This window comes from Qipengyuania sp. B-5, assembly GCF_056857815.1.
On sequence record NZ_JBSXNU010000052.1, the window covers coordinates 158,563 to 184,818 of the forward strand.

Genomic DNA, 26,256 nt, shown 5'->3' on the forward strand with positions numbered 1-26,256 from the left:
TTTTGCAGGCAACAAAGCGGTTTTGCAACCGCGTCAGGGTTTAGGAAAATTTCACCGTGGCCAAGAATTGCCGGTTCCTGCTGCGATGCAGCATCGCAAAGGCGTCTCCGTCAAGGCCTCGGATCAAGGGCCTAGTCGCGCCGGTTGACCTGGCCCAGCCGTTCGAGCGCGCTCCGCAGCGCGGCCTGCGCTTCCGTAGGTGCAACGCCGCCCGCCGTGCTATCTTCTTCATCTGGCGAATCGGGGCCATCAGGTGCTTCGGGCATCCGGCGGCTGGCCTCGCGGCGGAGGAAGGCGATGACCGGATCGTCCTCGGAAACTTCGGGCAAATCCCGATCATCAGCACCAGTATCCTCGGCAGGAATTTCGCGCGTCATCTGGACCGGTTGCGGAGCGGGCTGCTGCGCCGCCTCCTCGCTTTCCGTTACCATTTTCTTGTGCTGTTCCAGCGCACCTTCGAGCCGATCGAGCAGACCGCCGAGGCTCATATCACCCAATGGTTCCGGCGATTCGTCGAGAGTGTCTGGCTCGGCGCTGTCTTCGGCGTAATCCGCAGGGACCGGCTCACGCCCCGGATCGAATTCCGGCACGTGTTCGATCTCGGCGTCTTCGGGGATCTCGCCATCTTCGGTTCCAAATGCGGTATACTCGGCAGTCTCGTCCTCTTCGGACCATGTATCCTGCACTGCCCCCTCTTCCGCGACGTTTGCCCCACCTTCCATATCCGCATAGACCGCTTCGAATTCCTCTACCGGGCCGGCCGGCGGGATATCGTCGATGGAATATTCGGTCTCGTAACTGGCTTCCCCGGTCGGGGCGCTGATCGCGATGCCTTCCTCGCCAATGTCCTCGCGGGCCGAGAAGACCCGGCGGCGGCGCGGTTCTTCCATGCCGTCTGCCGGCATTTCGGCCTCATCCTGCCAGGCGCTGTCTTCCAGAAATTCGAATCCCGGCGCAAAGGCGCGGGGCGCAGCAGCGGCGGCAATGCGCCCGGCTACCGCGATGCCGAACAGCAGGCCGAACAGCGCAACGACGATGCAAAGTACCGCCACCCCAGCCCCACTCACGGGCGGCGCGAATATCGCGTGTAGCGGCGCAAGCCCTGTGCTGCGGGCGATCAGCGCATGGACATGGGGCGGCATCAGCCACATCCCGCCGCCCAGAAGCAGCGCGAACCACGCTCCTACCAGCGGCTTGAACCATGCCCGGCCCAACAGGCCGGTATTGCCATGATGATCGCTCATTCGGTTCCTGTCAGCTTCGTACCTATCCTAGCACGCCGCCCGCGCTAGGCTCGCTTGGTTAACTTCGCGCTAACGATGCCTGTTCCGCCTCTGCGATGCAATTGCCCATTCGCAGGGAGCCGCGATGCCGTAACGGCAGATTCCGGGCGGTTGCGCACCCCTGTTCCATGCGCCATGAGTCCGCCCGCAAGCGCGCTCATGGAGTCGCGCATTCGGGTGATTTGAAGGAGAGCGAGGCATGACCCCCCAGGACGTAGCAGCCAAGATCGGCGAACAAGTCGGAACCAGCGAATGGGTCGAGATGAGCCAGGAGCGTATCAACCAGTTTGCGGAAGCCACTGGCGACCACCAGTTTATCCATGTGAACGAGGAAGCGGCCAAGATGACGCCCTTCGGCGGCACCATCGCGCATGGCTTCCTGACTCTGTCGATGATCCCTTATCTTACCGCGAACAGCGATGTTCCGCGGGTCGACGGGATCAAGATGGCGGTCAACTACGGCGGCAACAAGACGCGTTTCATCAACCCCGTCCGTTCTGGCAAGAAGATCCGTGGCCACTGGAAACTGCTCGAAATGACCGAGAAGCGCCCCGGCCAGTGGCAACAGACCATGGAGATCACCATCGAGATCGAAGGCGAGGATAAGCCTGCGCTGATCTGCGAATGGATGACCATGTATTTCGTCTGATTCCCTTCTCCTCCCCCGGAGGAACAGACGTTCAACACTTTGAGAGAATTAAGGAATGACCATGCGTGACGCAGTCATCGTTTCCACCGCCCGCACCGCCATCGGCCGCGCCTACAAGGGCGGGTTCAACGACACCAAGGGCCCGACGCTGGGTGCCTATTCGCTAAAGCCCGCGATCGAGCGTGCCGGCATCGAAGCCGGTGAGGTCGACGACGTGCTGTGGGGCGCTGCACTCCAGCAGGGCACGCAAGCCGGCAATCTCGCCCGCCAGGTCGCGCTGCGCGCCGGTTGCCCCATCGGTACTAGCGGCATGACTATCGACCGCCAGTGCTCTTCGGGCCTGATGAGCATCGCCACCGCCGCCAAGCAGATCATTACCGACCGGATGGATGTGGTCGCTGCCGGCGGCCAGGAATCGATCAGCCTCGTGCAGACCAAGGAAATGCGCGTGATGCCCGATCCCGAACTGATCGCGATGCACGGCGCCATCTACATGCCCATGCTGCAAACGGCCGAAACGGTTGCCCAGCGCTATGGCATCAGCCGTGAAGCGCAGGACGAATACGCTCTGCAGAGCCAGCAACGTACTGCCAAGGCACAGGAAGAGGGCCGTTTCGACGACGAGATCGTCCCCGTTTCCACCACGCACAAGGTGCAGGACAAGGAAACCGGCGAAATCTCGGATGTCGACATCACCATCGCCAAGGACGAGGGTAACCGTCCCTCAACCACGCTCGAAGGCCTTCAGGGTCTGAAGCCGGTAATGGGTGAAGGGACCACCATCACCGCAGGCAACGCCTCGCAGTTGTCGGACGGTTCATCGGCCAGCGTACTGATGGAAGCCAAGGTCGCCGAACAGAAGGGCCTTCAGCCGCTGGGTCGCTATGTCGGCATGGCAGTCGCGGGCACCGAGCCCGACGAAATGGGTATCGGCCCGGTCTTCGCCATTCCGAAGCTGCTCAAGCGGTTTGATCTCAATGTCGACGACATCGGTATCTGGGAATTGAACGAAGCCTTTGCGGTGCAGGTGCTCTACTGCCGCGACAAGCTTGGCATCGACAATGACAAACTCAACGTCAGCGGTGGTTCGATCTCGATCGGCCATCCCTATGGCATGACCGGCGCACGCTGCACCGGCCACGTCCTGCTCGAAGGTAAGCGCCGCGGCGCGAAATACGGCGTCGTCACCATGTGCGTCGGCGGCGGTATGGGCGCAGCCGGCCTGTTCGAGATATTCTAGACCGAAAGGAACTTTCGATGACCGAACGGTGGCCCAAACTCGATTACGAGGCCGATCGTCCGGTCATCGAGAGTCTCCATGCCTATCTGCAGGTCATGGGTAAACTGCCGACCCGCGCCCTGCCATGGTGCAACCACAGCTGGCATCTTGCACTGCGCGTGGTACCGCGCGGCTTCCGAAGCTATCCGGTGTTTACCGCCAGCGGCGAGGCGGAAGTGCTGTTCGACTGCCTTTCGAGCAAGGTGATGGTCGAGACATCGGGCGGACTCGTCGACGGTTTCGATGTGACCGGACAGAGCGTTGCGCATTTCTTCGGCCAACTTTCCTCGCTGCTCGACAGGGCCGATGTCGGGACCTCGGTTGCGGGAAGGCCCAACGAAGTCGAAACCGCCATTCCCTTTAGCGAAGATACGACCGAAAGGATTTGGGACCCAGCTGTTCTCGCCCGCATCCACCGGGCGTTTTCCGACGCCAACCGCGTGTTCGAGCGTTTCCGCACAGGTTTCGTCGGCAAATCGAGTCCCAGCCACTTTTTCTGGGGCAGTCTGGATCTGGCCGTAACGCGCTTCTCGGGTCGCGAGGCGCCCCTTCATCCGGGCGGTTTTCCCAACCTGCCCGATGCAGTGACCCGCGAAGCCTATAGCCACGAGGTCGCCAGCGCGGGCTTCTGGCTCGGCGGTGGCGGCGTCGATCAGGCCGCCTTCTATGCCTATGGTTATCCGACGCCCGATGGCCTTGCAGATATTACCGTGGAGCCTGCTGGAAGCTATTGGCAGGGCGAGCTCGGCGAATTCATCCTGCCCTATGAGCAGGTGCGGAACAGCATCGATCCCGAACAAGAGCTCATGGCTTTTCTCGAAAGTACCTATGCTGCCGTGGCCGATCTCGGCGATTGGTCCCGCAAAACCCTCGAAGTTCCGCTTGGTACATTCGGAAAGCCCTACGATGTCGAGGCCTGTCGCAAGGGGTGACTTGCCACCGACGCCCATTGCGCGCAGGATCGCGCAATGGGCGTGATGGAAATTATCGGGATCGCGGGCAGCGTCAGCCTGCTGGCAGGGTGGCGGCTGTACCTGAGTATCTTTGCCACCGGTCTGGCGATGCGACTCGGCGCGCTGCCTCTGCCCGAACATCTCCAGAGTCTCGATGCGCTGGCCAATCCATGGGTGATGGGCATTGCCGCCATCGCCGCGATTGCGGAATTCTTCGCCGACAAGGTGATGTGGCTCGATAGTGCTTGGGACGCGGTCCATACCTTCGTGCGTCCCGTGGGCGGGGCGTTGCTGGCGCTGGCGATCGTCGATCCGTCGGACCCGGCTACCCAGGTGGTCGCTTTCCTGCTCGGCGGCGGCGCGGCGCTGACGGCGCATGCCGGCAAGGCCGGCGCGCGAGGAGTGGTGAACGCCAGTCCCGAACCGGTCAGCAATGTCGCCGTATCGACCGCTGAGGATGTGGTGACGGCGGGATTGCTCTATGCCGCTTACGAATACCCCTATGTTGCCGGTGGTATCGCGCTGGTGCTGCTGGCGCTGGTCGTCTGGCTGATCTGGCTGGCGCGTAAGGTGGTGCGCAGGCTGTTCGGGCGAAAGTCTGCCGAACCGCCGCCTAGCGGCTAAGCTGGAAGACAGCGAATTCCGCACGCCAGTTGCTGCCCCCAGCCACGGGCCTGCTGCCGGAAAAGAACCATTCGCGCTCGATCTTCGCGCCTTTCTCGCGCGCCAGTTCGCGGAAGTCCTTCACCGTCACGTGATGGATATTGGGCGTTTCGTACCAGCTTACGGGGATCGCCCGCGTCACCGGCATCCGGCCGCCCAGCATGAGTGCCGCCCGAGTGCGCCAATGCGCGAAATTGGGAAAGCTGACGAAGGCCTGCCGCCCGACCCGCAGCAGTTCTTCGAGCATGAGGTCGGGTCGCGTGGCAGTCTGCAACGTCTGGCTGAGCACTGCGTAATCGAACCCGTTGTCGGGATAGTCGGCGAGTTCGCGATTGGCGTCGCCCTGAACCACCGAAAGGCCCTGCGCCACGCAGCGTTCGACACAAGCGCCGTCGATCTCCATCCCGCGCGCATCGACACGTTTGCAATCTCGCAACTCGGCCAGCAGCGCCCCGTCGCCGCACCCGATATCGAGCACGCGTGTTCCCGGTTCGATTGCTTCGGCGATGGCGGCGAGATCGGGGCGCAGGCTCATTCGAGGAACCCTTTCACCACCCGGTCGAGCGCAGGCACGTCGAGCAGGAAGCTATCATGGCCATGCGGAGCGGATAGTTCGACGAAGCTCACCGCCGCCCCAGCCGCATTGAGTGCGCGCACCACATGGCGGCTTTCACTGGTGGGATAGAGCCAGTCGCTATCGAAGCTGACGAGGCAGAAGCGCGCGCTGGTGCCGGCAAAGGCATCGGCGAGCTTTCCGCCATGCTCTTCGGCAAGATCGAAATAATCCATCGCGCGGGTGATATAGAGATAGCTGTTGGCATCGAACCGCCGCGTAAAACCTCTGCCCTGATAGCGCAGGTAGCTTTCGACCTGGAAATCGGCATCGAAGCCGAAACTTTTGGCCTCACGGTCCTGCAGGTTCCGCCCGAATTTCCCGGTCAGCGCCTCTTCGGAGAGATAGGTGATATGCGCCGCCATGCGCGCCACTGCGAGACCCGCGTCGGGTTGTTCGGCGGAATCATAGTAATCGCCCAGCTGCCAGTTGGGATCGGCCATGATCGCTTGCCGTCCCAATTCGTGGAACGCGATATTTTGCGCCGAATGGCGGCTGGTCGAGGCAATGACCAGCACCCTCGCGGCGCGATCACGCCAGTTCGCGGCGAGGCTCAAGGCCTGCATTCCGCCCATCGATCCGCCGACCACTGCGTGAAGCCGCTCGATACCGAGTTCGTCAAGCAAGGCCACCAGTGCACGGACCATATCGCGAATGGTGATGACGGGAAAACGCATTGCATAAGGCTTGCCGTCGCTCGCCTCGCTCGCAGGCCCGCTCGAACCCATGCAACTGCCGATCACATTGGCGCAGACGACATGATAGCGATCGGTGTCGATGGGCTTGCCGGGGCCGACCATCCGCTCCCACCAGCCTGGCTTTCCGGTGACCGGATGCGGTGAAGCGACATACTGATCGCCGGTCAGAGCGTGGCACAGCAGGATTGCATTGGAGCGGTCTTCGTTCAGCTCGCCATAGGTTTCAAAGGCGATTTGCGGAGACGCCAGTTCGCCCCCGCCATCGAGGGCGAGCGGTTTGGGCAATTCCAGCGTGAAGGATGTCCCGGCCATGGCTCCGCCTCTAGCCGTGCGACAGGCGCTTGTCGAAGGGCGGTTTTTCTTTCATGCGCCGAAGCCGCAATGGCAGACAGACCCACGATGAAACCCTGGATCGAAAAGATCCACGCCTATGTCCCCGGCAAGAGCAAGGGGGCGGACGGGCGCGAACTGATCAAGCTATCGGCCAATGAAAATCCGCTGGGATGCAGCGTGGCTGCACTTGCGGCCTTGGCAGAACCTGCCGGACCCGCTCGCTATCCCGATCCCGATGCCATGGCGCTCAGGACTAAGATCGGCGAAGTCCACGGGATCGATCCGGCGCGGATCGTTTGCGGAACAGGCTCGGACGAATTGCTCAATCTGGCCGCGCAGGCTTTCGCCGGACCGGGCGACGAGGTGCTCTATGCGCGATTTTCCTTCGTCGTCTACGAGATCGCTGCGCGTCGCTGCGGAGCAACGCCGGTCGAAGCGCCCGATGTCGCGTACGCTACGGATGTGAACGCGCTGCTTGGCGCAGTGACAGAAGCCACCCGCGTGGTCTTTCTTGCCAACCCGAACAATCCGACCGGTACCTTTTTGCCGAGAAGCGAAATCGAGCGGCTGCATGCAGGATTGCCATCCGATGTGCTGTTGGTGATCGACCAGGCCTATGGCGAATATCTGGAAGAGAACGAGGACGATGGCGGTATTGCGCTGGCGGCGGCACACGAAAACGTTCTCGTCACCCGGACCTTTTCCAAGATTTATGGGCTGGCAGGGGAACGGATCGGCTGGGCGACCGGTGCACCCCATCTGATAGACGCGCTCAACCGTATCCGCGGGCCTTTCAATGTGACCACTTCGGGCCAGAAAGCTGCGATCGCGGCGCTGGACGACCAGGCCTTCGTTTCACAGTCCCGCGAAGCGAACAATCGCGGGCGCGCCCGCTTTGCGGAGGCGATTTCAGCGTTCGGCAATCATGGCCTGAAAGCCGTTCCGAGCAAGGCAAACTTCCTGCTTGTACTGTTCGAAGGCAGGCTGACCGCGGAGCGAGCGCTCGCCGCGCTTGCTGATGGGGGGTATGCCGTGCGCCACCTTCCCGGACAAGGGCTGCCGCAGGGTCTTCGGATCACCATCGGCACGTCGGAGCAAATGGATGCGATCTTGGATATACTGAGGGAGGCCGCCGAGGCCGCTTAACTAGGAGTTGAGAGCGTTGATTTCGCGAATCACGCGCGCCTCGATCTCTCCGCGTGGCAGTCCCGGCGGGATCGGTTCGCCGAATTTGTAGGTTATCGTCCCGGGCTGCTTGAGCCCGCGATGATAGAGCGGGCCACTGTTCACCGCTACCGGCACCACCGGCAGTGCAAGCATTTTGTAGAGGCCTGCAAACCCGGCCTGAAGAGGCCGGTTTTCGCCATGCGGAATGCGCGTGCCTTCAGGAAATATGACCAGCGGCCTCCCGTCCGCGATCATTTTTCTTGCGCTGCGGATCATGTTCATTAGCGCCTTGGCGCCCTGGTCACGCGCCACGGGAATGAGGCCATAGGCGAGCGCCGCCCGTCCCCAGCCGGGAATGGAGAACAGCTCCTTTTTCGCGAAGACCGAGGGGCAGTCGAGCAATGCTGGTGCATCGATCGCCTCGAAGAAACTCTCATGCTTGATCGCGTATAGAACCGGTTCTTCCTGCGGTTTACCTTCGATCGCCAGCCTGATGCCGATGATGTTCTCTAGACACCAGCGCTGCCATTGGGCCCAGTTGCGAACGCGACGGCGGAAAGCAGACACGGAGAACGGCGCGCAGATCAGCGAGGCCGATGTGATGAGGATCGAGCCAAAATAGAACGTCAGATAGAACAGTAGGTTACGAAGCAGTATCATCTGTTTCGTCCGACAAACCTTGCGATACTTCGGAGACGAGCAGCTTGTTGTATTCGAGGAACAATGTGGAAATATCGGGATGGGAGGTCACGGCGTCCTTCACGATGCTGGTTCCCGAAGGAAGAGTGTCGGCTACCTCCGAATAAGCGCGGGCCATGTGCCAGTCCGTCGTGACCAGGCGCGCAGAATCGAATTCCTTCTCCTTCAGCCATTGCGCAACTTCCCCTGCGTTGCTGCGGGTATCCACAGCAAGAAAGCCGAGAGTGACGCAGCACGCCATAGTACGTCCGGAAACTTGGAACTGTTCGGCAAATTCAGCAGGCTTGACCTCGGGGTCGACTCCGGAAACGAACATCTCCTTTGCCAACCCTTGCTCGACCACCTCGAGACCGCGGGCGATGCGGCCCGCCCCCCCGGTAAGGACGATGACGGCATCGGTCTCGGTCTTGGCTGCAGGTGCGGGCAGGGTCAGCGCAAAGGCGAGAAACCCAAATGCGTAAACCAGAAAAACAGCGGCAATCAGACGTAGAATCACAATGATTTCCGCAAGGACGAAAGCACAGTCATGCGCGCCGTGTAGACGGCAATTCCGACGGCGAAAAGCGGGACCAGAGCAATCGACAGCCAATCGATCGCTGAAAGTGACCCTCCTGCCACCATGCCGGATTGCAGTGCGGCGAACTGGGCGGCTAGTGAAGATATGATCAGGATTCCGGCGACGAACCCCAACAGACCGCCCACCGCGGCATCGATCAGGATCGAGCGCTGAAAGATCCGGGCTATCTGGTCGTCGCTTCCGCCCAGTAGGTGTACGATTTCGACGGTCGCGCGATTTCCCCCCAAGGCATTGCGCGATGCCAGCCATACCGCCGCCGCGCTCACTGAAGCAAGCAATGCAATCAGCGCGAATGCCATCCACTTGAGCGCCGAAAGTGCCGAAAGAACCGGCGCAAGCCATTCCGACTGGGCGTCGATCCGGGCATCGGGAGCGACTTCCTGCAAGGCGGTTTCCAGGCGCTCGTAATCCGCGTTTTGCACACCGGAACGCATTTCGACATCAATTATGGCAGGAAGCGGTACCGCTTCCGAATTTTCCCCCGTCCCGAGCCAGGGCTCAAGCAGTTCGGCGATTTCCTCTTCGGAAACTGCACGGAATCCAGCTACGGCGCGATCCGCCGCCAATACGCCTTGTGCCGCTTCAGCCTGTGCCGCCCGCTGCTGAGGGTCGGGCTCGACGATTTGCAAGGTCGCACTTCCGGAAACGTCGGCACGTGCAACCGACACCATGTTCGATAGCGCCAGTGCACCTGCTGCAGCGACGACGGTCAGCATAACCATGATCGCGATCACCCATAGCATCGGCCCACCACGCCGCGTCTGTGGCAAAAGGCCCGCGGCCCGCCTGCCGCGAAAAGGCGCAAGACCACGATCGACGGTTCTGCCGATTGCCGGAGGCCGCTTCACCCGGCTGCTCCCCGTATGCCCTCACGCCGCGGCGGATAGCGTAATGCACCCGTGGGGTCGGCCAGCATGCCTTTCGACAGGCGCATGATCAGGCTTTCCGGAACCTTTCGCAGCAGATGCACGTCATGCGTCGCCACGACGACTGTCGTGCCCAAGCGATTGAGCGCCTCGAACAGGCGCATCAACTTGACTGCCATCTCGGGATCCACATTACCGGTAGGTTCGTCGGCGATGAGGATTTCGGGTCGACCGATGACTGCGCGCGCAATGGCGACACGCTGCTGTTCGCCGCCAGAAAGTGTGGCCGGTCGAGCCTCGGCGCGATGAGCCAGGCCCACCCATTCGAGCATATCCGACACAGGTTCGCGCAGATCGGCTTCGCGCACTCCGGATACCCGTAGGGGAAGCGCTACATTGTCGAAGGCGGAAAGGTGATCGACAAGGCGAAAGTCCTGAAAGACCACGCCCATGCGTCGGCGGAAGGCTGGCAATTTATCGCGCGGCAAGGTGATGACGTCGCGACCGAACATCCTGATGCCTCCACGCGAAGGGCGCTGCGCCAGATAGAGCAGTTTCAGCAGGGAAGTCTTGCCGGCTCCGCTGGCCCCGGTGAGAAAGTAGAAGCGGCTTGAGAACAGGGTGAAGGAAATATTCGAAAGCACTTCCCGGTCGGTACCGTAGCGCAGACCGACATTGTCGAAATGCACGATTTCAGTCTCGCTCGGACCCGTGGAGCGAAAATCGCTGTCGTTCTGAAGGGGAATTTGAGCCGCCATTGTACAATTCGGGCCTATAACCGTCCTTCGATGTGGAAAAAAGCCGCTTGGGCCTTTCGCACACAGCTACGCCGCTTGTCGTGATTCGCCGCTCTCTATAGAGCCTCGACCCACCATGATTATTGCATGTCCGGCCTGCAGCACCCGCTATGTCGTGCCCGACAACGCTATCGGCGTCGATGGCCGGACGGTGCGCTGCGCGAAATGCAAACATTCGTGGTTCCAGGAAGGTGCGAGCGCGGAAGGTGTCGGGGCAAGCGAGCAAGCCGCTACTTCGGAGCCATCGGTTTCGCCATCTCGCGTGCCGGCAAGCCCCCCAACGCCTTCTGCCGGCGCGAACAAAGTCTCGCCGGAAGCCAGTCGCGAACCCGACGGAACGGCATACCCAGGTCCGCAAGCTTCAACAGAAACAGGCGATGTCGCCTCTGCAGCAGAGCTGGCAGGGGCAGCCCATGCGCCGCGCGAACGGACGCCGGACTTCGACGAGACCCCGCCGCCTTCCTTTGTCGAAAAACCCAAGGACGAAACGCAGGGCGAACCGGATTTCGACGGTGAAGTGCACGAAGACGATCTGGTTTCGCGCTTCGACCGGTCGCCGCCTTTTGGGCCTCGTCGCAACACGCTCAAGCTTTGGACCTGGGCCGCAGCTATTTTCGCGCTGCTTGCGGCGGGGGCGATCTTTGCCATGTCGCGTTATGGCACGCCCGATTGGTGGCCGGTCGAAAAGCCACTGTTCGGGGAAGCGCAGCCCGATCTTTCGCTGTCATTCCCACCCGACGCACAGCGTTGGCGCGAACTCGAGAACAAGACCTGGATGTTCACCGCCCGGATCGAAGTGACCAACAATGCGCGCGAACCACGCCGCCTGCCGCCGGTGCTGATCGTTATGCTCAACGAGCGCGAGGACCAGATATACAGCTGGGTGGTACAGCCGCCGCAACCGACATTGGCACCAGGCGAGTCGATTGCCATCGATGAGGCGCGCACCGATGTCCCACGCGGCGCGGTCTATGCCGATGTAGGCTGGGCGCCGCTCTAGGCGCGATCCCGAAAATAGGTGCTTGCCGCTCTGCAAAGGCGCTGCTAGGGGCGCGCTCCTACCGGCGGGTGCGGGTGGTCTCGTTCGCGAGATTCGTTCCCGATACAGACTGTGTGCGGTCGTGGCGGAACTGGTAGACGCGCAACGTTGAGGTCGTTGTGGCCGCAAGGCCGTGGAAGTTCGAGTCTTCTCGACCGCACCAACAGCCCTTTTCCCGGCATTTCCTTGTAATCCGCCGGTTGGCACAATTTTCATTGTCGGCTCTACGAACTTTCGCTTATCATACCGCCGGTTAAACGGGGCGCTCGGGTCGATAATCAATGGATAGCTTTGTTGCAGTTTTGCAATGGACGGCGCTTGTCGTTGCAATCCTGATCGCGCTTTCGTCGCTGGACGATCTATTCGTGGATGCTGTGTTCTGGGCGATGAAGCTCAAGCGCAGGATTTTCGGCCAATCTCGTCCTGGTGCGGTTGCGGCTGAATTGCTGGTCGACAAGCCGGAGCAACCCATCGCGATCATGCTTCCCGCGTGGAAGGAGTTCGACGTCATTGCAAGCATGGTCGAAAGTGCGGTCAATACGCTCGCCTACCGCAACTACATGATCTTCATCGGCACCTATGCCAACGATGCCGAGACCATCGCAGAGGCGGAAAAAGTTACCCGGAGGTACAAACAGGTGCGGCACGTGCGCGTGCCGCACGATGGCCCGACCTGCAAGGCGGATTGCCTCAACCATATCGTTTCCGACATTCTGCAGGTTGAAGAAGAACTGGGCGTCCCGTTCGCCGGGCTGGTATTGCACGATAGCGAAGACGTGCTGCATCCACTGGAGCTTCACCTCTTCAATTATCTGCTCCCCGCCAAGGACATGATCCAGTTGCCCGTCGTCAGCCTGGAACAGCGTTACCGGGATCTTGTCGCCGGAACCTATATGGACGAATTCGCCGAATGGCACGCAAAGGACCTGGTCGTGCGATAGCGTCTGGCCAAAACCGTTCCATCTGCCGGGGTCGGGACCTGCTTTTCACGCCGTGCAATCAAGGCCCTGATGGAGGATGGCGACGCCTTCAACACCGATACCCTGACCGAAGATTACGACATCGGGAACCGGCTCGCCGAACGGGACATGGGCACGATCATCGCGCTCTACCCTGTCGAGTTCCGGACGCGTCGAGGCGCGTTCTTCGGCATGGGGCCCGAGCGAATGGTTACATTTTCCATGCCGCTTTGCGTGCGCGAACACTTTCCCAACACTTTCAAGACCAGCTATCGCCAAAAGGCCCGCTGGATTCTCGGGATTGCGTTGCAGGGATGGTCGCAATTGGGGTGGAGCGGGTCGGCCATAGCCAACTATTTCCTTTTCCGGGACCGCAAGGCGCTCCTCACACCTACCCTCGCCATCCTCGCCTATGCTCTGGTGGTTATCTACCTGGGACTGAATATCTGGTCAAAATCCTCGGGTGGCGACTTCATTCCCCTGTTCTCGGGCCACTGGATCGAATTCGTCGTACTGTGGTTCAACCTGTTCGCGCTGATCGCGCGGATTTTGCAGCGGCTCTTCTTCGTCGAGAGGATATATGGCTGGGGCCATGCCTTCATGTCGGTGCCGCGGATATTCGTGCTTAGCCTCATCAACTTCGCGGCGTCGATGCGGGCGATGAGAATTTTTATCGGCAGCAAGTTCAGCGGCAAGTCGATCGCCTGGGACAAAACCATGCATCGCTTCCCGACTGACGAATGGCTTGGCACCGAGAAGCGAAGAATCGGAGAGATACTGTTGTCTTGGGAGGTGGTGACCCCACCGGCGATCGAGAAGGCACTTGTCGATCAGAAGCTGAATGGCGGAATGCTCGGCGACCTGCTCGTGTGTCACGGGGCGATCGACGAACAGACGCTTGTCGAGGCCGTGGCAACACAGGCCAACTTGCCGACGGCTACCATCAGTCTCGAAATGGTGCGCGAGAACCTCGATTTGCTTGACGAAGAAGTCATGTCACGTCTGCACGTGCTGCCCTTCGGCAGAGGGCAGAATGGCGATGTGATGCTGGCCGTGTCGCGGCCTCTGCCTCCATCGGAGAAAGAGTGGATGCGGACTCGCTTGGGCAGGCCCTTTCGCCAATATATCGTTCCGGACAGCCAGATTACGCGGTTTCTCGGGGCGTTCGTAAAGCAACCGCATTGGGATATCCCGGTCTTCACACTGCCACGACTGCACGAGCTCCTGATCGAGCAGAAAATCCTCAAGCGGCGTGAACTGCGCCGCGCACTCGAAGGGTACGATGTGGCAAGGCACGGCAGTATCGGCAATTACCTCGTCGCAAATAGAACCATATCTCAGCAAGCTTTCGACGAAATGTCGGCTCTCAGGCACAAACTCGTCGAAGCGAAGCGCGAAGAGGCACGAAAGGAACTCGTCGATGCGTAATCTTTCGCTAGGCATTCTGCTCGCAATCGCTGTTTCTGCCACTGCAAACGCGCAAGAAACGAACGATCCGGCAGCCCAACCTTTCCGCGATTTCGAAGCCGGACGCTATTCGGACGCGGAAGTCGGGGCGGAAGCCGCATTGGCACAGGATCCCGACAATCCAGTCTGGTGGGCTCTGTTGGCGGAAGCGCGTGCGAAGAATGGCCAATACCAATCGGCAGCAGGCGCCTTCGCCCGCGCTGCCGAGGAAGAACCCGAAGCGGTACGACGCAGCTACTTTCGCCGCGCCCAGACACTGAACCTCGTCCAGGCGGGCATGCATGCCGAGGCACGCCTGATACTGCGGCAGTCACTCGCCAATCCTTCGCTGGCTGCCGGCAATTCGCTCGATTGGGCGATGGTTGCAATCGCAGCCCGGGACGACGCTTCTGCACAAGAGATACTTGCCAATGAAGAGCTGTATGATGACTTCACGCGGCAGAGTGCGTTGGATGTCGGATACAGTGCCAAGCGACGTGGGCTTGACGGGCGGGCCGTGCGGTTCTTCGAACTGGGCCTCGCACTGGACGAAAGCGAGCAGTTACGTCTTTCGCCTGTCGAGCGCGAAGGTATCCGCAGGGAAATCCGTGAGTTGGAGCGTGATTGGTCCTTCATCGCGCAGGGGAGTTACAGCACGGCAGGGCGGCCTCCGGGCCTGAGCGTAGCGCCGCTGGGCGACGAGCGCGCCATGCAATTCGGGGCCGAAGTTTCGCGGCGGATCGGCGGCTGGCGCAACGGCAAGCCGTTCAGCGTCTTCGCCCGCATCTATCATTCCGAGTTTCTTGATTATGACGCCGCCATCGGCAACGCCACGCAGGGCTGGGTAGGTGCGCGTTACAAGCCTTTTTCAAACCTCAACTTCAATCTCGATGCCAGCAAGCTCATCGCGCTCGACAGCGACGCGATTGACGACTGGTCGGTTCGCAGTGCGATTTCCGGGGGCGAAGGGCTGGAACCCGAAGTGGGGCGCGGCCAGTGGACCTATGCACATTATTACGGCGACTTGTCCTACCTGTTCGAGAATGACGTCGCCTTCGGAATTGCGGAAGGCCGCTTTGGCAGGGCGTTTGCCCTGGGCGACCGCTCGAGTGTAATCACGCCCTATCTGGTGGTCCGCGCAGACCTCGATACCGGGCGCGAGGATGAGGGCGCGCTTGGCGGGGGCGCGGGGGTTTCCCTGCGACACTGGTTCGACGAAACCGAAACCTCAGCCTGGCGCGGCTTCATCGATTTCGACGTTCAGGCCAGGCAGCGCATAGCGGGCGATCGCCGCGCCACAGGCGTTCTGGCCACAATCACGATCGGACGCTGACGCGTCAGCCGTGCGCCCCGAACAAATTGGCAATGGCGGTTGAAATCCGCAGGTTGAGCGCGTGGGCATCTTCGATCGGATCGATGAAATCTCGCCGGATCGCGTCGTAGCTGTCTCCACCTGACCGCGGGTACTGTGCCTGCTCGTTCATCGCGAAGTCCTGGGTCACCGGATAGCTGGCCGGGAATGCACGGCGCATCTGTGCCAGTGCTTCATCGATGCGCAGGGTGAAAACCATCTCCAGCACATCACGCCTGCTGATATCGTTGGCGCGACTGAATGCCGGGACCGACACCGCCTTCAGGAACATATGCTGGAGCAATGCCAGACGTAGCGCCTGGAGAACGCCGATCATACGTCGAACTTGTTCGCGCTCGGGATGAGGATCTTCGTCAGGCACCAGTTCAAAAAGACGGTGAAGCTTGAGTGCATCGACCCGCAGCCGCGAAGCGAGGCGGCGGAAAACGCCGTTGCGATCATCCTGGATCAGGTATTCGGCCAGGGATTCGCACGCCTGCGACAGGTGCTCTTCGGTTCCCCGATAGGGGCGGCTCGCCCAATAGGCCGAATTGAACAGCTCACCATAGGCGGCAACGGTCTTGATGCTGGCAAGCGCGTTGGACGCACGCACCAGACGCATGATCTGCCGGCCCCGGGGGCTTTCCTTCAGCAGCTGGGCGATGTCGTCGTAGTTACTTTCCGCCGCGCTTCCGACACCGGCGATGATATTCACGGGATAGCCCAGCTGCTGGAGAATAGCGTTGTGTGGGATGGCGCGGATCTGGCGCAAGCTCATTTCGCGATCGGCGGACAGGTCTGATTGGCGGCGCGAGACACGGCTTCCCGTGGAGTTCAGCAGACCTAGCCCGAAAGCGGTTACGGCGCGGCTGTATGTACGGCTGGCAAGGTGGTCCTGCTGGTGATCCTTGATCGCGCGATAGAAATCGAGGCTCAGGTCCGTGCGGCGGTAGAAAGGGTCGGTCGGCGCATCCGGATCGGTATCGGCAGGGGCGAGCTCGGCGATGGTCGAAAGCGTCGCGCGCGCAAGTTCGGGTGTCGCGAAGAAGAGGTATCCGTCTCCGCCCTGGAAACTGGCTTCGGGTTCGAGCTGGATGCCGGCACGGGCGAACCGCCGCCTTGCCCACGGGCTCATCGGCCATTCGAGCCGATCCTTGAAACTGGCGGGATGCGCCCCGCGTCCCATACCTTCGCCATGCGTATTGAATACCAGCGCGGCGACATCGATCAGGCCGTTGGCCGACATGGCATCGGCAAGACGTCCCTGAAGGCGCTCGATAGCGAGGCTCGCCGGAATCTGGCCGACGAAGCGTCCGGCATCGGAGAAGCCTGTCTGGATGGCAATGCGCCCGCGCTTGCGCGCGTAGTCCTGAAAAGCCTCTTCACCGAGCAGCGCATCGAGGAAACGTCCGCCGTGTTCCAACGCCGTCTCCGTCTCGAACAACGGCGAGACATCGACCTTTTCCTCGATCCCGAACAGCTTGGCGAAATAGAGTGCAGCGAGCACGGTGGCAGGCTGTTCGCATTCGGCAACGAGCATGCGAATCGGCGCATCGGAATCAATGTGCTTGAGTATCTGCGCCATAGCGAGGAACTGGCGCACCGCGGTCGAACTCTCGACAGCGAGGGACGCGAAATTGGCTGTAAGCGGCTCGGCATTGCGCACCAGGTCCCGCAGGGCCGCCAATCCTCCCTGACTCCCGAGATCGAGATCGGCTCCACCCTGGATGCGGGACCGGATTGCATTGTGCAATTGCTTGGCGTTCACACGGAAATGGATGTGACCCATGCCAAGTCCGTCGGCCCGCATGGCCGCTGCCAGCGTTTTCAGTGCGACAGCCTTCTCCTGCGAGGCAGAGAGCGCTTCCTCCTCAAGCCGCGAAATGATCGACACCAGGCTCAGAAGCTTGTCGTCGCCGCCTGTCAGGCTGTTGGCCGCTGCCGAAAGGTCGGCGTGATCGGACAGGTCGCCGGCAAATTCCTCGGCGCTTTCGGCAGTGCGTTGCTGCGAAGCGCGCAATGGTTCGAGCAGTGGGTGGTTCGGGTCGATCGTGGCCAACTGATCCGCATAGCGATCCAGCCGCTGCGCCTTTTCCGCGAGCCGGAATGCAATGGAGGTGTACCATTTGATGTCGGTCCGGCCGTCCATGTCGTATCCGACCCAGCTGGCGAAGCGGAAAGGTAACGGTTCCAGCTCGCGCCAGCGATCCGGCCATTGTCCTGCCGCACATTCCAGCAAGCTCGCATTGATCTCATCCCTGGCTTCCTGTGCGTGGGCCAAGGCTGACATGGCACGGCCATGCTCGTATTCCAGAGTGATTTCGGGGCGTTTGGTTTCCGTGCGGCTTACTTCGTATCCGCCACCCGCTGCTTGCGCAACCATCTCGCTTTGTGCCGGGGAGAGCAGGAAAGTCGGGTGCGCGGTGAATACCACATGGAGTTGCGGGTGGGACCACCGCTTGCGGAATTCTTCAAAACCGGCAGTTCCGGAGCAGAAATCCGACAAGCGAACGCCGGTTTTCTGGGGCGTCACGAGACGGCGCAGCCGGTCCGCTCGCGACTCCAGAGACCTTGTCTCAAGTTCACCGACAAGACTGGAGAAATCCGCAAGCGATATTTCGCCAGCCTCGAGCACCCGCGACAGATCGTGCGCCAGCTGGAAGACCGGATTGAACAGCGGTGTTTCCCGCGTCCGCTTGTGCAACTGCCGCAAGGCATCGGTAAGAGTGGCAAAGGTCAGCGGTTGCAGGTCAGGCACGTGGAAACTCCCCTTTCTCTCCAATACGGAGACTGCGCGCGAAAGTGCCCGCGGAGTCAACCTGCCACGTTGCAGTGCAGCATGAATAGGTTTGCGCAACGGCCACTTTACTTGTCGCCGTCAATTCTCCACCCCTCACCGACCATTAACCGAGACCGCCAACCGTGTGGTGACAAGCTGTGCACATGACTGCGACGGGGAAGCGAAAGGCAAATACATGAGCGACTGGACGATCGGCATCCTCGGGGGATCGGGCCTCTACGCAATCGAGGCTTTGCAGGAGAAGCAGTGGATCGAGGTCGGCTCGCCCTGGGGCAAGCCATCGGACAAGATCCTGTGCGGCAAGATCGGACATGTCCGCGTGCGTTTCCTGCCGCGTCATGGCCGCGGCCATCCGATAATCCCGGGCAGGGTCGATGCACGCGCAAACATCGATGCTCTGAAACGCGCAGGCTGCACCGATATCCTTGCCATCAGCGCGGTCGGCTCGCTTTCCGAAGACCTGCCGCCGGGACGGTTCGTCTGCGTCGACCAATTCATCGACAATACCAAGGGTCGTCCGTCCAGTTTCTTCGACAGCGGCTTCGTTGCGCATGTGTCCATGGGCGATCCGGTTTGCGAACGTTTGTCGAAGCACGCCGCCAAGGCAGTCGAGAAGGCAGGCGGCGAAGTGACGATGGGTGCGACCTATCTTGCGATGGAGGGGCCTCAGTTTTCGACCCGCGCCGAAAGCCGCCTCTATCGCCACTGGGGCGCCGAAGTAATCGGCATGACCGGCATGCCCGAAGCCAAGCTCGCACGGGAAGCGGAGCTGCCCTATGCCATGCTGGCTATGGTGACAGACTGGGACAGCTGGCGTGATGGGGAAACGGCGGTCGACGTGAGCGACATCATCGAACAGATGGGCAAGAATGCCGATCTCGCCGCAGCGACCGTGGAGAAATTCTGCAAGGGTCTGCCGAAAAAGCGGACGCCTTCGCCGATCGATCGTGCCCTCGACGACAGCGTCATTACCGCGCCCGACAAGCACGACCGCGAACTGATGGCCAAGCTCGATGCGGTCGCCGGACGTCTGTTCCGCACGGGATGAACGAGCCGCTTGATCTTCTCGTCATCGGCGGCGGCATCAACGGCGCGGGAATTGCCCGCGATGCAGCTGGGCGCGGACTGACGGTCGAACTAGTCGAGAAAGACGATCTTGCGTCGCACACATCCTCCGCCAGCACTAAGCTGGTGCATGGCGGCCTGCGCTATCTGGAGCAGTTCGAATTTCGTCTGGTTGGAGAATCCCTGCGCGAACGCGAAGTGCTGCTCGCGAACGCGCCGCATATCATCTGGCCGCTGCGCTTCGTTCTGCCGCACGAACCCTCGATGCGGCCGAGGTGGATGTTGCAGGCGGGCCTTGCACTGTACGACCGCCTCGGCGGCCGCAAGCGCCTGCCGAAATCGCGCAAGGTGGATCTGCGCATCGCTCCGCATCGCGCGATCTTGCAGGACAGGCTCGTGGCGGGCTTCGAATATTCGGATTGCTGGGTAGAGGATGCGCGGCTGGTCGTCCTTACCGCGATGGATGCCAAAGCACGCGGGGCAAGGATATCGACACGTACCGAGTGCACGAATCTCGTCCGGAGCCAAGCCAACTGGTTGGCCACTGTGCGCGACGGAAACGGCGAGCGGACGATCGTTGCCAAGGCAGTGGTGAACGCCGCGGGTCCGTGGGTCGACAAGGTGGCAAAAGCGGCTCTCGGACAGGGAACACCTGCGCACTTGCGGCTCGTCAAGGGCAGCCACATCATCGTCCCGCGCGCCTATCCGGGCGATCATGCCTATATCTTCCAGCAGGACGACAAGCGCATCGTCTTCGCTATACCTTACGAGCGCGATTATACGCTGATCGGGACGACGGACCTGCTCTATGAGGGCGATCTGGACGATGTCCAGATCACTTCCGACGAACGCGCCTATCTGCGCGAGGCGGTAACGCAATATCTGCGAAGCGGCGTCACCGAAGAGGATATCGTCCATACCTATGCCGGCGTTCGCCCGCTCTATGAGGACAAGGCGGCGAGCAATTCGACGGTCACGCGCGACTATGTCTTCGAAGTCGAAGCTACGGGCGGCGCGCCGATCCTGTCTGTCTATGGCGGCAAGATCACGACCTATCGCAAGCTTGCCGAACATGCGCTGGCCAAGCTCTCGCAGCATATGGATATTCCGGGCGAGGCATGGACCGTCGATGCGCCTTTGCCGGGCGGCGATATTGCAGATGCCGATTTCGCGCGCTTTTTGTGGGATGCCGGGGAGCGGCACATATGGATACCGCCCGAAATGCTGCTCCGTCTCGGGCGTGCCTACGGAACCCGGATCGATAAGGTGGTGGGTACGGCGACCGCTCTCGAAGGCTTGGGTGAACATTTCGGCGGCGATCTCTACGAGGCGGAACTGGAATATCTCGTGGCGCATGAATTCGCCCGGACGGCTGACGACGTACTGTGGCGGCGCAGCAAGCTGGGTATGCATCTGTCTGAACAAGCTACGGATTCCGTTGCGCGTTGGTTCGCTCAGCGGGATTGATTAGTTCTCTCGGAACAACGGCTTGCAACAAAGCTTGAAAGGGCATCGCGACAGGTCCAAGTGGCCTCGTCAGACCACCCCTGATTCACCGGAGTCGCATGGCCCTGCACGATCCTGCCCGCCTTTCCCCTATCTCCCGCCAGATTTTGCGCGAGGACTATCGCGCAGAGGAGAACGCCTGCGTCGCGCAGCGCATGGAACAGGCCGCCCAGGCCGAGGCGAAACATTCCGAAGCGGCAGCTTTGGCATCCAAGCTGATCGAAGGCGCGCGGCGCCGCAAGGCGAGCGGTATAGATGCCTTCCTGCACCAGTATGGCCTTGCGACAGAAGAAGGCGTGGCGCTGATGTGCCTTGCCGAGGCGCTGCTTCGCGTACCGGATGCGGCCACAGCCGATGCACTGATCCGCGACAAGATCGGCGATATCGACTGGTCCGAACATATGGGCGAAAGTTCATCCACCTTCGTCAACGCGGCGACTTTCTCGCTGATGCTGACCGGCGAAGTACTCGAACGGCCGGAAGAGGCGCAAAAGGGCATGGGCTCGACGCTCAAACGAGCGGTCAACCGCCTGGGCGAGCCAGTAATCCGCAGGGCTACCCTGCAGGCGATGCGTATCCTTGGTGGTCAGTTCGTCTATGGCCGCACGATCGATGAATCCCTGAAGCGGGCCGCGCCCGAGCGTGCCAAGGAGCTTACCCACAGCTTCGATATGCTTGGCGAGGCGGCGATGACCTATGCCGATGCCGACCGTTATGCTGCCAATTACGAGAAGGCCATCGACCGGCTGGTGCGCGAGGCATCGGGCAAGGTTTCGACCTCGCCGGGTATCTCGGTGAAACTGTCTGCTCTGCATCCGAAATACAGTTTCCTGCACGCCGATGAGGCGGTAGCGGACATGCTGCCGATCGTGCGCCACCTCGCCACCAAGGCGCGCGATGCGAATATCCATTTCACCATCGACGCCGAGGAAGCCGACAGGCTCGAATTGTCGATGGACATCATTGAGGCCCTGGTACGCGACGACAGCCTGTTCAAGCGAGCTGACGGCAGCCGCTGGGAAGGCTTTGGACTTGCGATCCAGGCCTATCAGAAGCGTGGACTTCCCATGTGCGACTGGGTCGCGCGGCTGGCACGCAAATACGACCGCAAGTTCTTCGTCCGGCTGGTGAAGGGCGCTTATTGGGATACCGAGATCAAACTCAGCCAGGTGGGCGGTTTCACGGATTTCCCCGTATTCACACGCAAATTGGGTACCGATGTCAGCTATCTCGCCTGTGCCGAAAAGCTGCTTGCCAGCGACGATGTCATCTACCCGGCATTCGCCACGCACAACGCCTATACGATTGGCGCGGTCAAAGCCTTAGCCGGAAGCAAGGAATTCGAATTCCAGCGTCTCCACGGCATGGGCGAGGACATATACGGGGCGCTCGCTCAGGAAGAGGGCAACCGGAAGACCAACGTGCGTATCTATGCGCCAACGGGGACGCACAAGGACCTGCTTGCATATCTGGTACGCCGCCTTCTCGAGAACGGCGCAAATTCCAGCTTCGTCAATCGCATGGCGGATGCGGAAATCCCGGTAGAAGAGCTGGTAACCTGCCCGATCAAGGATATGCGAGGGCTCAAACCCTATCGCAATCCGGGAATCCCGCTGCCGAGCGATATCTTCCCCAACCGCCGCAATTCCGCAGGGATCGATCTGTCCGATCCGCTGGTCCGCGAGCCGCTGATTGAACGGCTGAAGAAACTGGACAGCAAGCATTGGCGCGCAGAGCCGACCTTCATGTCTTCTGCCGAGGGCGAAGTCGCGCCGATCAACAAGCCGCATGATCTTTCCGCCGAGGTCGGCACACGCCGCGACGCGCTCGACTTCGAGGTCGAGGAAGCGATCACGCGCGCCGTAGCGATCCAGCCGGGCTGGAACGCGCTTGGCGGCGAAAAGCGCGCCTTGCTGCTGGAAGCGGCGGCAGACCTCTTCGAGGAACATACCGACGAGTTCCTCTCTCTCTGCCAGCGAGAGGCCGGCAAGACATTGCAGGATGCCGTGCTCGAATTGCGCGAAGCGGTGGATTTCCTCCGCTACTATGCCACCGAGGCACGGCGCTTGTTCACCACCCCGACGCCCCTGCCGGGCCCGACCGGGGAAGAAAACCGCCTGACGCTGAACGGCCGCGGCGTATTCGCCTGCATTTCGCCGTGGAATTTCCCACTGGCGATCTTCATCGGTACGCCTGCCGCAGCGTTGGCCGCCGGTAATACGGTCGTTGCCAAGCCTGCCGAACAGACCCCGCTGATTGCCGCACTGGCAGTCGACTTGTGCCACAAGGCGGGCATTCCGGAAGAAGCTTTCCAGATCCTGCCCGGCGCCGGGGATGTCGGCGAATTCATCACTTCGGATCCCCGCATCGCCGGAGTAGCCTTCACCGGTTCGACCCAGACCGCCCAGGCGATCAATCGCGGCCTTGCTTCGCGCGACGGACCGATCGCCACCCTGATCGCCGAAACCGGCGGGCAGAACGCAATGATCGTCGACTCGACCGCACTGCCGGAACAAGTCACGCGCGATGTCGTAGCTTCTGCGTTCCAGAGTGCAGGCCAGCGCTGTTCGGCGCTGCGCGTGTTGCATATTCAGGAAGATGTCTATGACGAAATGCTGACGATGATCCGCGGTGGATTCGAGGCATTGACCCTGGGCAACCCGGAAAATCTCGCCACCGATGTCGGACCGGTAATCGATCCCGATGCGAAGGCAGCTCTCGAACGCCATGTCGCACGCCGCAAGACCGGCGGCGCTCAGGTCTGGCGCCGCAGGCTGCATCGCGGTGCTTCCAAGGGCTGCTATGTCGCGCCGACGATCATCGAGCTTGATTCGATCCTCGATCTCAAGCGCGAAAATTTCGGGCCGATCCTCCATGTGGTGAAATATCGCGCCTCTGAAATCGACCGCGTGATCGAAGAAATCAATGCCACCGGCTACGGCCTGACGCTGGGCCTGCACAGCCGCAACGACGACATGCGCGCCTATGTCGAGGCACGTGCCAGGGTCGGCAATTTCTACGTCAATCGCAACCAGATCGGTGCCGTGGTGGAAAGCCAGCCGTTCGGAGGCGAGGGTCTGTCCGGGACCGGCCCGAAGGCTGGTGGGCCGAACTATGTGACCCGCTTCGCAACCGAACGCGTGGTGTGCATCGATACCACGGCAGCGGGCGGCAATGCGACGCTGCTGGCAAGCGGATAACCCAAGTCATTGCGAATCCATGGCATGGCTGCTTTAAGGCCGCCCATGGTTCGCATTTTTCGCACGGCGTTACTGCTGCTCGCGCTGGGATGGTCATCGTTTGCCGCAGCAGCGGTCGACATTACTTTCCATTCCTTCAACGGATCGGTGCTGGCGGGCCGCTATCCCCATACCTTTGTGTCGATGGAAGGCACTCTGGAGGATGGCACACCGGTCAAGGAGAACTTCGGCTTTTCAGCCAAAAGAGCTTCGCTGGCGGTGCTGAACGGGCCGGTCGAACACATGATCCTGGTCGAAGAGGAAAAGTGGTTGCGCAAGACGAACCGCCATTTCACCCTACCGATGACCGACGAGCAATATCGCAAGGTCAGCGCTCTGGTCGAGGCCTGGCGCAACGCACCTGGAAAATATTACGATCTCGAAACGCGCAACTGCATTCATTTCGTTGGCGAGATCGCCAAGATCATGGGATTGAAGGTCAACTACCCCGACAAGCTGCTGCGCAAACCCAAAAGCTGGCTCAACTACATAACTACGCTAAATCCGCAGCTGGGCTGAAAGCCCGATCAGGCCGTGACTGTTTGACGCTGTTCGCCAAGGATACTCCACGAGGCGAGAAACAATCCTGCCACCAGCGGCCCGATGACGATTCCGGACAGGCCGAACAATGCGATACCGCCCAGCGTCGTGATCAGGATCAGCCAGTCGGGAATACCCGTATCGCGGCCTACCAGAATGGGCCGCAGGACATTGTCGATCATTCCGATCACCGCGACGCCAGAGATAATGACTACGATGCCCTCCCAGATTGCTCCGGTCGCCAGAAGGTAGATCGCAGCGGGCACCCACACGATGGCGGGACCGACGGCAGGCAGGAGGGATGCGATAGCCATGATCACGCCGAGCAACAGCACCGAAGGTATTCCGACGATCCAGAAGGTGATGGCGCCTAACGCACCCTGCACCAATCCCACCACGACCGAACCTTTGATCGTGGCTCGCACCAGCACGAGGAACCGTTCGGCAAGCCGATCCGCAATGGAGCGCTCGAACGGCAAAGCTGCAAGCACATGCTCCGCAACCGCCCGCCCATCACGCAAAAGGAAGAAACCGACATAAAGCGCTATGGCGAAGCCCAGTACGAAGCCGAACACGCTGCCGCCTATCGCCAAGGCCTGCTGGGCGATCATGCCGAGACTCGCCTGAACAAATGCAGTGGCACGTTCCTGAACCTCGCCCAGATTCCCGAAGCCGGCACTGTCGAGTGAGGCCTGAATATTGGCCGGCAGGGCGCTGAACACCTGGCTGAAATACATGGCGACATCGATCTCGCCATCCCTGAATGCGAGGAAGACCTGCGCCGCCTCGTCCACGACCGCCGAACCGATCCACATGGCCGGCAGCACCACAGCCAGGAGAATGACGATAAGCGTCAGCAAAGCCGACTGTGTCTCGTGCCCCCGGCGTTTGACGAGAAACCAGAGATAAAGTGGCTGGAACAGGACCGCGGCCAGTACCGCCCAGAGCAGCGGCTGGAAGAAAGGCAGGACGACCACCAGCAGAGCGAAGGAAACCAGCGCAAGAAACAGCAGGAAGCCGCCCTGCTCGAGCCGGTTCGGTGTCTTGCCGTCCATGACTGCCCCTCTTTGCGGCTCTGGATTAAACCGATTGTTTAAATATGGTGGCACGGAATTCAGCCATTTTATCAGATCCCTCTCAACCAGTAATTGGTCTGTTAAACCGTAAATGAGTCAATCGGGAAGGACTTTAAGCCGAAAACGTGTCAAAGATTTTTCGGCATCGCCAAGGGCTCTATTGGGATTGGGCCCAGAGCCCCTTCAACGACCGAGCGCCTGAAGAGACGGCCATGTGGTAATTGCAGCGCTGGCGTGATGCCGAACTGCTCAAGTCGCTGCGAAACACTGCGATGACCGCTAAATTCCGGAAACGCGCTCACTATCTCCCTTGGAGAGACTAGCTCCTTTCGGATTTTAAGGACGACTGCAAGAGGGACACCGCTCCCCGACCACTCCAAGCCGAGGAATTTGGCGCATCTGTGGCACTCACCGAGCTGCAGGCGCAAAGCGCGATCTGCCTGTTTCAAGGTAAGTATCGGATTGCGTTTGAAGCTCAGTTGAAGGACGTCAGTTTCTGCCAGTCTCAGATTTGAAGTGTCCGTCGTCAGAACATTTGGCACAACTCGTGGCGTAGATCAGCGGAGTGTGGGCCTCGTCTCGGATTGATGTTTAGGCGGCGAGCTTGCAGTGTTGCAAGCGCCGATGTTCGAGTGTCTTTCGCTTGATCCTTTCTCTT

At 60.8% G+C, this 26,256-nt stretch carries 21 protein-coding genes, 1 tRNA gene and 1 pseudogene; 14 read left to right on the top strand and 9 right to left on the bottom strand.

Annotated elements, in window-relative coordinates; all coding sequences use genetic code 11:
- Nucleotides 1-131 precede the first annotated feature (131 nt).
- Nucleotides 132-1,244 (bottom strand): hypothetical protein, encoded by a 1,113-nt coding sequence (locus tag AC13CE_RS12180; RefSeq protein WP_482972579.1) that lies wholly within the window; start codon nucleotides 1,242-1,244, stop codon nucleotides 132-134.
- Nucleotides 1,245-1,482: 238 nt separating this feature from the next.
- On the opposite strand from AC13CE_RS12180, the gene AC13CE_RS12185 reads away from it, so the two are divergent.
- The 4 genes from AC13CE_RS12185 to AC13CE_RS12200 all read left to right on the top strand — a co-directional run bounded on the left by AC13CE_RS12185 (nucleotide 1,483) and on the right by AC13CE_RS12200 (nucleotide 4,788).
- A complete protein-coding gene (locus AC13CE_RS12185) occupies nucleotides 1,483-1,932 on the top strand; it encodes a MaoC family dehydratase (RefSeq protein ID WP_221538531.1) in 450 nt (149 codons plus the stop codon).
- Between the two features lie 61 nt (nucleotides 1,933-1,993).
- Complete coding sequence (locus AC13CE_RS12190; protein ID WP_482972580.1) at nucleotides 1,994-3,172, top strand: acetyl-CoA C-acyltransferase; 1,179 nt, start codon at nucleotides 1,994-1,996, stop codon at nucleotides 3,170-3,172.
- 17 nt (nucleotides 3,173-3,189) lie between these two features.
- Nucleotides 3,190-4,143: a DUF5996 family protein gene (locus AC13CE_RS12195; protein WP_482972581.1), complete on the top strand. Its 954-nt coding sequence runs from the start codon at nucleotides 3,190-3,192 to the stop codon at nucleotides 4,141-4,143.
- 36 nt (nucleotides 4,144-4,179) lie between these two features.
- Nucleotides 4,180-4,788: a DUF4126 domain-containing protein gene (locus AC13CE_RS12200; protein WP_482972582.1), complete on the top strand. Its 609-nt coding sequence runs from the start codon at nucleotides 4,180-4,182 to the stop codon at nucleotides 4,786-4,788.
- On the opposite strand, the gene metW is transcribed toward AC13CE_RS12200, so the two are convergent.
- A complete protein-coding gene (metW, locus tag AC13CE_RS12205) occupies nucleotides 4,778-5,362 on the bottom strand; it encodes a methionine biosynthesis protein MetW (RefSeq protein WP_482972583.1) in 585 nt (194 codons plus the stop codon). The genes AC13CE_RS12200 and metW overlap by 11 nt on opposite strands.
- On the bottom strand, nucleotides 5,359-6,450 hold the full coding sequence (gene metX / locus AC13CE_RS12210; RefSeq protein WP_482972584.1) for a homoserine O-acetyltransferase MetX: 1,092 nt from the start codon (nucleotides 6,448-6,450) through the stop codon (nucleotides 5,359-5,361). Before metX ends, metW begins: the two co-directional genes overlap by 4 nt.
- 69 nt (nucleotides 6,451-6,519) lie before the next feature.
- Between metX and hisC the strand changes: the two genes are divergently transcribed.
- Nucleotides 6,520-7,617 carry a histidinol-phosphate transaminase gene (gene hisC / locus AC13CE_RS12215; RefSeq protein WP_482972585.1) on the top strand — a complete coding sequence of 366 codons (1,098 nt, stop codon included), beginning with the start codon at nucleotides 6,520-6,522 and terminating at the stop codon, nucleotides 7,615-7,617.
- Here hisC and AC13CE_RS12220 read toward each other — a convergent pair whose 3' ends face one another.
- The 4 genes from AC13CE_RS12220 to ftsE all read right to left on the bottom strand — a co-directional run bounded on the left by AC13CE_RS12220 (nucleotide 7,618) and on the right by ftsE (nucleotide 10,538).
- Entirely contained in the window at nucleotides 7,618-8,298 is a 681-nt protein-coding gene (locus AC13CE_RS12220; RefSeq protein ID WP_221538546.1) for a lysophospholipid acyltransferase family protein, read from the bottom strand.
- Nucleotides 8,282-8,833, bottom strand: a complete 552-nt coding sequence (locus AC13CE_RS12225) for a YdcF family protein (RefSeq protein WP_482972586.1) — start codon at nucleotides 8,831-8,833, stop codon at nucleotides 8,282-8,284. The genes AC13CE_RS12220 and AC13CE_RS12225 overlap by 17 nt, the downstream gene beginning before the upstream one ends.
- A complete protein-coding gene (locus tag AC13CE_RS12230; RefSeq protein WP_482972596.1) occupies nucleotides 8,830-9,657 on the bottom strand; it encodes a cell division protein FtsX in 828 nt (275 codons plus the stop codon). Before AC13CE_RS12230 ends, AC13CE_RS12225 begins: the two co-directional genes overlap by 4 nt.
- Nucleotides 9,658-9,758: 101 nt before the next feature.
- Entirely contained in the window at nucleotides 9,759-10,538 is a 780-nt protein-coding gene (gene ftsE / locus AC13CE_RS12235) for a cell division ATP-binding protein FtsE (RefSeq protein ID WP_221538553.1), read from the bottom strand.
- A gap of 115 nt (nucleotides 10,539-10,653) precedes the next feature.
- Between ftsE and AC13CE_RS12240 the strand changes: the two genes are divergently transcribed.
- The 5 genes and pseudogenes from AC13CE_RS12240 (at nucleotide 10,654) to AC13CE_RS12260 (ending at nucleotide 15,354) form a co-directional block, all read left to right on the top strand.
- Entirely contained in the window at nucleotides 10,654-11,577 is a 924-nt protein-coding gene (locus tag AC13CE_RS12240) for a zinc-ribbon domain-containing protein (protein WP_482972587.1), read from the top strand.
- A gap of 115 nt (nucleotides 11,578-11,692) precedes the next feature.
- A tRNA-Leu gene (locus AC13CE_RS12245) sits at nucleotides 11,693-11,779 on the top strand.
- A gap of 316 nt (nucleotides 11,780-12,095) precedes the next feature.
- Nucleotides 12,096-13,007, top strand: a pseudogene (locus tag AC13CE_RS12250) (glycosyltransferase family 2 protein); the annotation flags it as partial.
- 285 nt (nucleotides 13,008-13,292) lie between these two features.
- Complete coding sequence (locus tag AC13CE_RS12255) at nucleotides 13,293-14,003, top strand: cyclic di-GMP-binding domain-containing protein, MshE-related (protein WP_482972597.1); 711 nt, start codon at nucleotides 13,293-13,295, stop codon at nucleotides 14,001-14,003.
- Nucleotides 13,996-15,354 carry an NfrA family protein gene (locus AC13CE_RS12260; RefSeq protein WP_482972588.1) on the top strand — a complete coding sequence of 453 codons (1,359 nt, stop codon included), beginning with the start codon at nucleotides 13,996-13,998 and terminating at the stop codon, nucleotides 15,352-15,354. Before AC13CE_RS12255 ends, AC13CE_RS12260 begins: the two co-directional genes overlap by 8 nt.
- Nucleotides 15,355-15,358: 4 nt before the next feature.
- Here the strand turns inward: AC13CE_RS12260 and AC13CE_RS12265 are convergent, their stop codons facing one another.
- Nucleotides 15,359-18,130 carry a phosphoenolpyruvate carboxylase gene (locus tag AC13CE_RS12265; RefSeq protein ID WP_482972589.1) on the bottom strand — a complete coding sequence of 924 codons (2,772 nt, stop codon included), beginning with the start codon at nucleotides 18,128-18,130 and terminating at the stop codon, nucleotides 15,359-15,361.
- Between the two features lie 217 nt (nucleotides 18,131-18,347).
- Here AC13CE_RS12265 and mtnP point away from each other — a divergent pair, with 217 nt between their 5' ends.
- The 4 genes from mtnP to AC13CE_RS12285 all read left to right on the top strand — a co-directional run bounded on the left by mtnP (nucleotide 18,348) and on the right by AC13CE_RS12285 (nucleotide 24,501).
- Complete coding sequence (mtnP, locus tag AC13CE_RS12270) at nucleotides 18,348-19,220, top strand: S-methyl-5'-thioadenosine phosphorylase (protein WP_473820914.1); 873 nt, start codon at nucleotides 18,348-18,350, stop codon at nucleotides 19,218-19,220.
- On the top strand, nucleotides 19,217-20,704 hold the full coding sequence (glpD, locus tag AC13CE_RS12275; RefSeq protein WP_482972590.1) for a glycerol-3-phosphate dehydrogenase: 1,488 nt from the start codon (nucleotides 19,217-19,219) through the stop codon (nucleotides 20,702-20,704). The genes mtnP and glpD overlap by 4 nt, the downstream gene beginning before the upstream one ends.
- Before the next feature lie 98 nt (nucleotides 20,705-20,802).
- Entirely contained in the window at nucleotides 20,803-23,943 is a 3,141-nt protein-coding gene (putA, locus tag AC13CE_RS12280) for a bifunctional proline dehydrogenase/L-glutamate gamma-semialdehyde dehydrogenase PutA (protein WP_482972591.1), read from the top strand.
- A 45-nt stretch (nucleotides 23,944-23,988) separates the two neighbouring features.
- The gene (locus AC13CE_RS12285) at nucleotides 23,989-24,501 is read left to right on the top strand and encodes a hypothetical protein (protein ID WP_482972592.1); all 513 of its coding nucleotides are present in this window, start codon (nucleotides 23,989-23,991) and stop codon (nucleotides 24,499-24,501) included.
- 8 nt (nucleotides 24,502-24,509) lie between these two features.
- Here AC13CE_RS12285 and AC13CE_RS12290 read toward each other — a convergent pair whose 3' ends face one another.
- Entirely contained in the window at nucleotides 24,510-25,577 is a 1,068-nt protein-coding gene (locus AC13CE_RS12290) for an AI-2E family transporter (RefSeq protein WP_482972593.1), read from the bottom strand.
- Nucleotides 25,578-26,256: the final 679 nt, after the last annotated feature.